Source organism: Methylosinus sp. sav-2, assembly GCF_004366495.1.
Classification (GTDB): Bacteria; Pseudomonadota; Alphaproteobacteria; order Rhizobiales; family Beijerinckiaceae; genus Methylosinus.
Genome location: NZ_SOEJ01000031.1, coordinates 1 through 11,316 on the forward strand (window position 1 = coordinate 1; position 11,316 = coordinate 11,316).

8 protein-coding genes are annotated in these 11,316 nt (G+C 60.2%); 4 read left to right on the forward strand and 4 right to left on the reverse strand.

Annotation, left to right across the window (positions count from 1 at the left end; all coding sequences use genetic code 11):
* Positions 1-825 precede the first annotated feature (825 nt).
* Positions 826-1,065 carry a hypothetical protein gene (locus EDE12_RS22180; protein ID WP_084768254.1) on the reverse strand — a complete coding sequence of 80 codons (240 nt, stop codon included), beginning with the start codon at positions 1,063-1,065 and terminating at the stop codon, positions 826-828.
* Between the two features lie 275 nt (positions 1,066-1,340).
* Here EDE12_RS22180 and EDE12_RS21330 point away from each other — a divergent pair, with 275 nt between their 5' ends.
* From EDE12_RS21330 to EDE12_RS21340, 3 genes are all read left to right on the forward strand, one after another.
* Positions 1,341-2,363 (forward strand): hypothetical protein, encoded by a 1,023-nt coding sequence (locus tag EDE12_RS21330; RefSeq protein WP_026597652.1) that lies wholly within the window; start codon positions 1,341-1,343, stop codon positions 2,361-2,363.
* On the forward strand, positions 2,351-3,901 hold the full coding sequence (locus EDE12_RS21335) for a hypothetical protein (protein WP_051592297.1): 1,551 nt from the start codon (positions 2,351-2,353) through the stop codon (positions 3,899-3,901). The genes EDE12_RS21330 and EDE12_RS21335 overlap by 13 nt, the downstream gene beginning before the upstream one ends.
* Positions 3,902-4,011: 110 nt before the next feature.
* Positions 4,012-5,316 (forward strand): hypothetical protein, encoded by a 1,305-nt coding sequence (locus EDE12_RS21340; protein WP_134188298.1) that lies wholly within the window; start codon positions 4,012-4,014, stop codon positions 5,314-5,316.
* A 41-nt stretch (positions 5,317-5,357) separates the two neighbouring features.
* On the opposite strand, the gene rtcA is transcribed toward EDE12_RS21340, so the two are convergent.
* The 3 genes from rtcA to EDE12_RS21355 all read right to left on the reverse strand — a co-directional run bounded on the left by rtcA (position 5,358) and on the right by EDE12_RS21355 (position 9,821).
* Entirely contained in the window at positions 5,358-6,368 is a 1,011-nt protein-coding gene (rtcA, locus tag EDE12_RS21345) for an RNA 3'-terminal phosphate cyclase (protein ID WP_198029849.1), read from the reverse strand.
* Between the two features lie 16 nt (positions 6,369-6,384).
* Positions 6,385-7,632, reverse strand: a complete 1,248-nt coding sequence (locus EDE12_RS21350; RefSeq protein ID WP_280949674.1) for an RtcB family protein — start codon at positions 7,630-7,632, stop codon at positions 6,385-6,387.
* Positions 7,633-8,261: 629 nt separating this feature from the next.
* Entirely contained in the window at positions 8,262-9,821 is a 1,560-nt protein-coding gene (locus EDE12_RS21355) for an RNA-binding protein (RefSeq protein ID WP_026597649.1), read from the reverse strand.
* A gap of 190 nt (positions 9,822-10,011) precedes the next feature.
* Here EDE12_RS21355 and EDE12_RS21360 point away from each other — a divergent pair.
* Positions 10,012-11,316 (forward strand): RNA repair transcriptional activator RtcR family protein (locus tag EDE12_RS21360; protein WP_208326074.1); only part of this gene is annotated, 1,305 nt, incomplete at its 3' end.

An 11,316-nucleotide genomic window follows, 5' to 3' on the forward strand; every position in this document is an offset into this window, starting at 1 on the left:
GCTCCGGCGTCGTCGCTTCGCTCAACGCAGGCGTCGACTTGCTGCTGGTTTCGTATGACGGTCGCCAATACTATCCGCTGATGGAATGCGTGCTCACCGCCGCCGCCAAAGGCCAAATCGATCGCCAGATGCTGGTTGTCAGCGACGCCCGACTTCGCACGCGCCGGAATTGATCGTCCTCGCGAATCATGACCTATGACGCGCGAGCGGCGGATCTGCGACGGCGCAACACTGCTGATTGTTCTGGCGCAAGCGCATCATGAGGTACAACCACCGGCCCGCCCGAGTAGCCTCGGCTACGCTGCGAATGCGACATTCTGGATGCCAGACCCGCGATACTTTTTAATCCCGAGCTTGCCGAGAATTTGAACTGACCTTTCCGGATCCAATGCATGAGATCAATGCCGGCGATAGTGATCGAGGCGGTTCGGATCCGTTTCAATCCGAGCGTTCGGCCCAAGAAAAGTTTGATCGCTAGATGTTCGTGAACGAGATTGTTGAGACATGTCCGCGATCCGATATTGGTCCGAACGCCGCCGCAATGCTGGGGGAGGACGTACCTCGCGCCGCGCTATGCGACGCCTGATAGCCGTCGAGTACAATTTGTTAGGCACGCGACCTCGGTTCACGAATTCTCGACAAGAAACGGTAGGCGACGTCTCGCTCGTCACGCAGCAGAAAATCAACGGTCTTTCCTGCCTTGTCGCCAGCTCGGTAGAGATATTCGTCAATCATTTCCAGGAGATCTCCGAAACTGAGCGTGTGCCGCAGATAACAACGTGTCCGGAAAGCTTTGATCTCCCGATCGAAATGACGGCCATCGACTCACTCTCCACCCGCCTTCTTGAGCAGACCGGACGAAGGCCATACGTCGGCTGCCATATGCGAACGCTTCTGGCGATTCCGGTCGGGTAGGGGAGATATGCCGCGGCCGGCGCCGGAAAGTCCGCCAACATGGTGGATCTCGAACGGCGCGAAATCGCCGACGTGCTTGTTGATCACTACGCCGAACGGCAAGCCGTGTGACCTAGTGGACGCGGCGACGTCGAGGTCGCTTCCGATCAATGCGGCCTTTATGCGCGAGCCCCAGGGAAGACGCGCCCGCGAAACGACAAATCGTCAACGGCTTCCATCTGTAACAGAATTTGCGGCAGACGATCGAGAAGCATCGCCCCGATAGAGGGATCGCTTACCCGGTATTGCCGATGCCGGAATGGATTGCTCTCGAAACATTACGGCTGACGGCTCTTCTGCAAGCCCGACTAAAGTGGATCTCAATCTTCACAATCCGGTAAACTCCTTAGTCTATGCACCTAGGTATGCTCGATTTAATTCATCCAATGACTCATTGGCAGGCAATAGGCCGCTACGCCCGCTGGGCGCCCAGTCCGCACAACACGCAGCCTTTTCGGCTGCGTGTTATCGATCGAGAACGCGCCGAGATTGTTTTCCTGCCGCGCCGCGGATTGTGGATCGGCGATCCGCTGGGACGGTTCACTTGGTTAACCGCGGGGATCTTCGCGGAAATCTGCTCGATCGCCGCGCATGGGCGTGGTCTGGAACTGCAGACGAGCTTCGAGCACGCTCCCATGTATCGAAATGGCGATTTCGAAACGCCGCAAACGGTGGCGCGCCTTCATCTCACAACGCCGTCGGCCCCTGTGGCCGATCTCGACGCGGATCTTGTTTTGAAGCGGCGCACGTCGCGCCTCCCCTATGATGGTTCCTCCTGCCCCAAGGAAATTCTGCGAGACCTCGAGGACGAGGCGGCGCGTCATGGTCACAAGTTCGAAACGCGAAGCGACGCGGATGCGATCGGCTGGGTAGTAGAACTCAACAAGCAGGCCTTGTTCAACGATCTCGACGACGACGCGCTCAGAACCGAGCTCGTCAAATGGCTGCGGTTCGACGCGCGTGAAGAAGACTTGCTGAAAGATGGTCTCTCAGCTCGGTGCCTCACTTTCAATGGGACCCTTCTGCGAAGCTTCTTCCTCCAGCATCGTTTCTGGACGCTCCCTGGCGTTCGCGACCTCGTTCGCGCGATCTATGGCCAGACCATGAAAGGAATCGGGACGATCGGCTGGCTGAGAGGTCCCTATGCCGACAGCGAGGACTGGGTAGTCGCCGGAAGGACGATGATCCGCCTTTGGCTAACACTGACGCGGCACGGATATTATTGGCATCCTTACGGCTCGGTGATCACCAGCGAGAATGCGCGCCTGAACATGATCGAGTATCTGGGCTTGCCGGGCGAGGCGAATGGGGAGGATAGCGTATGGTTGCTGTTGCGTCTCGGGCGGAGCTCGGAACCTCCGCAAAGTCGGCGGGCGCCGATCGAGGATGTGCTTTTGTGCGGCTCCTGAAGCCTTTCCTCCGACCGGCCGCCTTCGCCGCGGTCGTCGCGGTCGACGTTGTCGAATTGCTTCTGGCGTCATCGGTGTCGTTCTACCGGCTGTTACTCACGCCCGGCTTCGAACAACTGAGGTGGCGCATCGGCGTCTGGCGTGCGTGGCGCAGTTACTACCAAGCGTATCGGCTTGTTCCGGCCTACAGAGATTACATCGGGTCGCGCGGCGGAAGGCCCGATATCTGCCTCGATGACGAATTCGTCCCAGATCTGTCCGTCATTCCCGAAACGGATAAGACGAGCTATGTCAAAGCCTATCCCGTCGAGCAGAGAGTGAAGCACGGACGCCTCCCGACGCGAGGCGTGACCGTCGACGAATCCTCTGGCAGCAGCGGTCGCCCCACAAGCTGGGTGCGAGGCCCGATCGAACGCCGGATCGTTAGCCAAATGATACGGATGAGCTACGCCGATAGTGTTGATCGAGGCCAGCGCATGTTCATCCTCAACGCCTTCGCGCTCGGCGCGTGGGCGACCGGCATGAATGTATCCTTGTCGCTCACGCCGACCTCGATCCTAAAATCCACAGGCCCCAATATCGACAAGATCGTCGACACGATGATCGAGTTCGGACCCGATTTTCATTATGTCGTCATGGGGTATCCGCCTTTTCTGAAAAGTCTCGCCGACGATCCGCGCATCGACTGGTCTCGTTTCACGGTCGATGCAGGATATGGCGGCGAAGGCATTTCCGAAAGCCTTCGCACCACATTGCAGCGCAAGTTTCAACGAGTCGTCGGAAGCTATGGCGCGTCCGACCTCGAAGTGAACATGGCGATCGAAACGGAAGTCTGCATCCGTTTGCGCCGCGCCATGGTGGAGGACGCGCGGGTGCGCGAGGCGCTCATCCGCCCTGAATATGGCGTCACACCCATGGTCTTCCAATATAATCCTTTAGCCTATCACATCGAGACCAACGCGGTCGGCGAGCTGATCGTGACAATGTCACGCCCCTTTCATCTCGCGCCGAAGATCCGCTACAACATCCATGACCGTGGCCACGTGCTGCGCTTTCCGGAATTGCGTCGCCACCTGAAAGAGAACGGACGAGAGGACGTCCTCCACGGGCTCAATCGGTCGACGGATCTACCGTTGCTCCTGGTCTATGGTCGCTCCGACATGTCAATCGATTATTTCGGCGCGAACGTCACCCCGGAAAGCGTCAGCGAAATTCTGTTTGGTATAGACAGTCTAGCGACGAGCACCTTTCGGCTGATATCCTACGAAGATAAGGAAAGTAACAAGAGAATGGAAGTCGCGGTCGAGCTCGTCGAGGGAGTGGTAGCGCCCGCGGACTCTACCGTGATCGCGGAAGAGCTTTTCAGCAGGCTCGCGGCCATCAACGGCGACTTCTATAATGCACTCTACCGAACCGCGCCGCCCGACAATCGGCCACAGTTGTCACTACATGCTTTCGGGACCGGGCCTTTTCACGGCGGCCAGCGCAAGTTGAAGAACGAGTATCTCGTCTCAGACATCGAATTTGACAAATTGTGAGATTGTCTTCGTGTTGCTCATTTTTTCGAGGTTTTGCTGAAGCCGCGGAAGCACGCGGCTTTGGCCTCTCGATTTCATGCGCGCCAGCGAGACGGGAGGAAAGACATGTCGTGGTGACGATGTGCAGCCATCGCGAATCGCGACTGACGGAGGGAGCGCAGCCGGCGATGCCTGTGCCGTCGCTCCGTCGAGTTCTTTTAGCTCTGATCATCGCGCCTGCGGTTCCTGGCCTGTCTTTGATCCTGCCGCCGGCGATCGCTTTCGCGGCTTTCTTTGGCTATGGCGTCGCATGGCCATTTTTCGCGCCGCAATACTTCGCTCTGAGGCGCCAGATCCCATTCACTTTGGGCACTTCTCTCTTAATGGGCGTTGCCGCTTGGGCATTGGCTGTAACCGATGAGCTTATCGTGGAGCACGCGATCGAGCTGCGGGCAATGTCGATAGGCTCAGTCCTTTCGTTTTTTATGGCACGGTTCCGCGAGTGGGATTCGATGCTGCCCTTCAGCGCGATCGGCGCCGCCGTTTTCTGGCTCATCGTCAGGGACCGATCGCATCCGACGAGGCTAAGCGAGACATTCCGAGGATTCATCGCCCCGTTGGGCCTTAGGCGCTTTTGGATGTTGATCCTCTGCTACACCATCCTCTTCGGGAGCCACTACTATTGGACTCTGCGTAACGTCGACCTAGCCGATCGGGCCGACGATGGATCCACTCGTTCGGACGTCCACGATGCCGACAACGGCGTCACTCACTTGTATGAGCGCTCGAACGACGACGAATCGTCGAACTCGATCACCCTCGTTGTCCCGCTGGGGTTTCGCTATCAGAGCCGGACGCAGCGAATCGGCGAATGGAGCTACCGAACGCATGACAACGTCTCGTTGACGACCTTCTATCCAGATATGAGCAGCCCCCGTGATAGCGCGAACCTCGCGGCAGGCTTGTATCGCTGTTATGGGAAAGCGACGCAGTGCGGAGGGCAGTTCGAAGTGACGATCCAGAATGTTGCCCGAATCGAGAGGGATGGGAAGCGCCTAACCTATGCCGATGCGACCGCAGACCAGATCTCCGGTTATTTGGCGCGTTGGCGAGGAGGTAAGATCTCGCGCGCTCCCCAATACGGATTTGACGAGGAGTTCAACGCGAATGGGCTGATTGCAGACAAGTATTTCTTCGAGCGGGCACATGGGCGAGATTCCTACCGTCTCGTCGTGGAATGCGATACCAAATCGCCCGTGCGTTTCTGCAAACTATATTTTTCGCTCGGCTGCGACCCGCGCATCGGAGTAAAGGTGGAACATTGGCCGTACGAAAAAATGCAAGACGCGAAGGATTTGCATCGGCGGCTCGAGGAATTCGTGACGCCGATGGTCAAAGAGCCGGCCTGCCAGGGAAAGAGAACCGTCGAGGAGTGAAGTCGTGGCGTCACGATGGAGACCACATGCGCCACCGCCTCCTATCCAATCAGGACGCGCCAATTGCCGTTTCCAAGGTCCGTCGCCGTAATTTTCTCGCCGAGAAACGCCTGGATGATCGCGATATTCGTCAGCATATGTGGCGACGGCGCGCAGGTGACGAAAGCGCCGCCCGCGCCGAGCGCCAGGGGCAGAAGCAGCTGATCGGCGAGATGGGGGCCGACCGGATGGTCGCCGAGAAGATATGATCTGACCTGCGTGGCGCATTCCTCGGCGATCGCCTCGGCGCTCGCGCCGAGGCGGCCGAAACCGATGCAGACCTCTGTCACATGCTCGTACGCGAGCGTCGCCACGAGAATATTGCCCGGACCTTTGGCGCGTCGCTCGATGAGCGGCTTCACGACGTCCTTCGGCCAATTCATGAGCGTGCACAGAGTCTCCGCCTCCCGGCAGGCGATCGATATGTCGAGATTGGCGACGACCGCCTCGCCCTTACGCCCGATCGCCGCGCCGCGCGTCAGCATGTCGAGCTGATGCAACTGCGTCGACACGCCGATTTCGACGATGATCTCGCCGCCTCCCGCGGGGTAGAATCCGGGTCGAGTCAACGCCGCCGCGACGGCATAACCTGCGCGTCGAAGCTGCGGCAGGAAGGCGCGGTCGATAAATTCAAAAGGTGGCGCAGCGAGATTATTGGTCCCGCCGCGAATCGTCACGCGCGACGGCTCGCCGGCGTGCGCCAACGGAACGAGCACAGTCTGAAGCACGAGACTGGTCGAGCCCGCCGAACCTATGTCGAAGACATACTCGCCGGCGCGCACGGCGCCGGGCTCGAAGGCGAGGCGTGTCGACCCCACCTCGTCGCCTGTCGTTTTAGCGCCGCAAATGTCCTTTGCCGCCTTCACTGCGGAGAGATGCTGGCGCATCAAGCCCGGCTTCGGGCGACCGGCGCGAACCCTGTCGATGACGAAGGGTTTCCCCGTCGCCATCGACAGGCTCAAAGCGGAACGCAGGATCTGCCCGCCGCCCTCGCCGAGGGCGCCATCGATCATGATCATTTCGGCACGCTCACCCTTTCACACAAACGAGCTGACGCAGAGTATGGACGATTTCGACGAGATCGGCCTGCGCAGCCATCACGGCGTCGATATCCTTGTAAGCCTTCGGTGTCTCGTCGATCACATCGGCGTCCTTACGACACTCGACGCCCGCAGTCGCAGCCGCATGATCCTCGACCGTGAAGCGACGTTTGGCTTCGGTGCGCGACATCACGCGTCCGGCGCCATGCGAGCAGGAGCAAAAGCTCTCCACATTGCCCTTGCCGCGCACGATGAAGGACTTCGCCCCCATGGAGCCGGGGATAATGCCCATCACGCCCTCGGCCGCACGCACTGCGCCCTTGCGGGTGATCAGCACATTCTCGCCGAAGTGATGTTCACGCGCGACATAATTGTGATGACAGTTCACCGCCTCGAGATGCGCCTCGAAGGGCTTTGCGATCACCTCGCGCGCGGCGTCGACGGCATGGCGCATCATCACTTCGCGATTGGCCATGGCGAAAGACTGCGCCCATTCCACGGCCTCGACATAATCGTCGAAGCCTTCGGTTCCTTCTGGCAGATAAGCGAGATCCTTGTCGGGAATATTGATGAAGTAGCGGAGCATGTCCTCCCTGGCGCGCTCGATGAAATAAGAGCCGATGGCGTTGCCGACGCCGCGCGAACCCGAATGAAGCATGAACCACACGCGATCCTCTTCATCGAGACAGAGCTCGATGAAATGATTTCCCGTGCCGAGCGTGCCGAGATGGTTCGCAGTGTTGGCCTTGGCGAGCTTGGGATGCTTGTCGACGATGCGCGTGAATCCAAGTTCCAGCGCAGACCAAGCCTCGGCCGTCGCCGCCGGCAAATCGCTCCAGGAGCCCTTGTCCCGGCCGAGAGTGCGTCCATGCGGCACGGCTTTTTCTAACGCCAGCCGCAGAGGCGCAAGCGTGTCGGGGAGATCCGACGCCGAGAGCGAGGTCCGGACCGCCATCATGCCGCAGCCGAGATCGACGCCGACCGCCGCCGGAATGATCGCGCCCTTGGTCGGGATCACCGAGCCGATGGTCGAGCCCTTGCCATAATGAACGTCGGGCATAACCGCGAGCCATTTGTAGATGAACGGCATGCGAGCGGTGTTGAGGAGCTGCTCCTTGGAGGCCTCGTCCACCGGCACCCCGCGCGTCCACATTTTTACCGGCGCCGCCTTGCTCGCCTTGGCGGCGTCGAAGGCCTCGCTGAGAAAGTCATAAGAGCGATCCGCAATCGTCCCCATCGGCCTATTCCTCATTTTCAAAACGCTCGACGTAGAACGTCACGCCTATCGACGTTTCAGCGCGTGAGCGACATGTTCCAAGGGCGTGGCGACAAAACGGCGCAGGACATGAGCTTCGACGCATCCTTACGATGCGCGGGCGGGATCGAACCGCCGACCTCCCGGTCAAGGGCGCTCTACCAATGTAGTCCCGCAGGCATTCGCCGCGTTTTCATTTCGACGTCATGGCGACAAGAGTGGCGAGAGGTGGGCTCCCGATAACGGTGAGTCGGGGGCGGTTTCCAGCCGCCGCGCCCAGGTGGCGGATGTACTCCCACCGGCATTCGCCATGACGTTTCGCGTTTTCCTTCTCTTTCGTTGGAAGAAGGCCGCGACGACGAGTTTGAACGAAACTCAGCCTCTCGAAAGCGGCTCGCGCCGCAATCTTCGAGCCCTGCTCTACCACTGAGCTACAGGCTTGCGCCTGGCGGGGGTCGAACCCGCGACACGATGTAGTTTCGTTCGGCATTCGTCGCGACCTTTTCGTTTCGTGGCGGACCATGGCGACGAGTGGCTCGTGCCGATCGCCGGGAGGCGGTTTGCGTGACAGGCAATGTACTCCCGACTGCATTCGCCATGGCCCAATTCGTCTATCCGAGATCGAGCTTCTCGATCTCGCCGACCCAATGCTCCGCGTCGAGCTCGCCCTTCGCGAAAGCCGATATCATCTCGAACACAGCGTCGGAGAAGCCGCCGACATTCAAGATATCGTCGCGCTCCGCCGCCTGCGTGGTGGCGTAGGGCTGAATATCGATGCAGACTAGCTTGGCGTCGGGGTTCCGTCGCTTGAGCTCTTGCCACATCTCCATCGTCGCCGTTCCACGCCCACCCTGTCGCGCATCGACCCAGGACTCATTGTCCGAGACGAGAATCACGAGATCGACATCGGCGCGCTCGGCGACGAGCTTACGCAGAGGCGCCGAGCAATTGGTTCCGCCGCCGCCGATCGAAGCGAGCTTCTGCGCATTCGTCATCACGCTGTCGCGCGCGTTCAAGCGCACATCCACGACGTCGAAGTCGAACGGCAGCACGAGCGTCTGCCGATTGCTCCGCAGGAACGCGGCCGCCACCAGTCCGGCGACATCGATGCAGCGCACCTTCGATGTCGCGCCTTTGCGGTACCCCGTCACGGGCGACGACATCGAGCCGGACACGTCAGGGCAGACGACCACTCGTCCCTTCACCCGCGGAACATTGGCGACCGCGATCTCCATCGCATCCTGCAACGCCTCCAGCACCATGCGCGGAACCTTGTCGTCCGCGGCGGCGTAAGCCGCCATCAGTTGATAAGGGAACACGCGCGCCCGCTCGATCTCTTTGCGGTCACGCAGCCGCTCGGCCGCGTTGCGCGGGAACCACGGCACATCGAACGCGCCATGGCGAGCGAAAGTGTTGAGGTTCATGCGCAACATCTGCCAGCCTGCCTTGGAGCCGATCGACGCCCAATGCTCCCCGGTGAGAGGAAGCGCGGTCAGCATTTGGAAAGGGACGTTCGGCGGCGTCTGTGACGGATTCCGCTTGAACGCTTCGAACTCCCGCGCAATCTGCGGCAGAGCCGAAACGTCGTAGGGCTTTCCGATCAAATAACCGTAGAGCGCTTGGCGTTCTTTCGACTTCGGCTTCGGGTGGACCATCTTGATCACATCCGCGAGCGAGGGGTCCCGGCCTACCGCGGCGCGCATGATCTCGATGTCCGATGCATCCTCGAGCCAATTGGCGATATGACGCTTGGGCCGTGAGCCGAGCGACTTGCGCCCCACCGCGCCCGAACGCATGATCTGCACGAAGCTTCGTAGCATCTTGCCATTGTCGATCACGCGCCGGAACGCCTTGGAGAAATCGTCCGTCTGCAGGGTCGACAAAAACGCGACGAGCAACGCCGGCATGTCCTTCATATGCCCTTTGTGACGCGTATAAACGGCCGCCTTGGCGACGAAGGCCGGATCGATGTCGAGCGCCGTCAGCAGAACATCGTCGAGCTGACTCTGCGCATCCGCGTAGAAGGTGTGGTTCAGCGTTCCCGTCGCGGCGAGCTGCGCGAGTCTATGGCGCGGGGTCCGCGCATAGGCGGGGCCGCCCGCTTCATTCCGCGCATTCGCCCGCGGAAGCAGCTTTCCGACGATGGATGCGAACAGGATTTTGCTCGCCATGGCTCCGTTCCTTCTCATTGTGACGGAGCCTTTATTGCGACCAGCGTGCCAGAGGAGTCGCGCCAGCGATCTGTTGCAACAACATATTGTTATTGAATGATTATAAAATCCGCCGACGATGAGCTGCGTGCTTGCGGCTTCCAGCTGAGCGAGCTATAATTATCGTATCTTATCTTTATGGATAAACATGATGGCGCGGCCGCGAGTGGTCATCGGTTTTCTCGGCACGACGATGGACGCCGGCAAGGACAATCGCTGGGAGCGATGGCGCCCGACTGTGGCGCTCTGCCAGCATGAAGATTTTCTGGTCGCCCGGCTGGAGCTCATTCACGACAATCACGCCATTGCGCTCGCAGAGCGCGTCACCCGCGACATCGCGCAGGTCTCGCCGGAGACGACGGTCAATCGGCGAATTTTGAATTTGACCGACCCGTGGGATTTCCAGGAGGTCTATGGCGCCATGCGCGACTTCGCCGACGCCTATTCCTTCGACACGGAAAAGGAGGACTATCTGGTCAACATCACGACTGGGACGCATGTCGCGCAGATCTGCTGGTTTCTGCTCGTCGAGGCGCATTATGTTCCGGCGAAGATTTTGCAGCTGACGCCGCCCAAGCGCTGGCGCGACGGCGGGACAGGGACCTATGGCGTCATCGATCTCGATCTCGCGCGATACGATAAGATCGCTACACGCTTCGCTGCCGAGAAGGCGCAGGCGACGTCTTTCCTCAAATCGGGCATCGCCACCCGCAACGATGCGTTCAATCGAATGATCGAGCGCATCGAGCAAGTGGCGGCGCTGTCGAAGGCGCCGCTGCTGCTCATGGGGCCGACCGGAGCCGGAAAATCACAGCTCGCGAGCCGCATCTATGAATTGAAGAAGATGCGCCATCGCCTCAAGGGTCCCTTTATCGAGGTGAATTGCGCAACTTTACGGGGCGACGGCGCGATGTCGGCGCTCTTCGGCCACGCCAAGGGCGCCTTCACGGGCGCGCTCGCGGATCGGCCGGGCCTGCTGCGCAAGGCGGACTGCGGCATTCTCTTTCTCGACGAGATCGGCGAGCTGGGTCCCGACGAGCAGGCGGTGATCCTACGCGCCATAGAGGAGAAGCGCTTTCTGCCGCTCGGCTCGGACAAGGAGACGATGAGCGACTTCCAATTGATCGCCGGCACGAATCGCGACCTTTCGGTTGACGTCGCCAAGGGGAAATTCCGTGAAGATTTGCTCGCGCGTCTCGATCTATGGACCTTCGAGCTGCCGGCGCTGAAGGACCGACGCGAGGACATAGAGCCCAATCTCGATTTCGAGCTCGTGCGCTTCGCCGAGCGCGAAGGCGTGCGGGCGATGTTCAATCGCGAGGCGCGCGAGCGCTATCTCGCATTCGCGCGTTCCGACCGCGGTAAGCATCCGGCGTGGGCCGCAGGCGATGGGCTGAAGCGTCAGGCGCCAGCGCGCGACTTCAGGTCTTTGTGGATTTCGATGAGCTCGACGAGA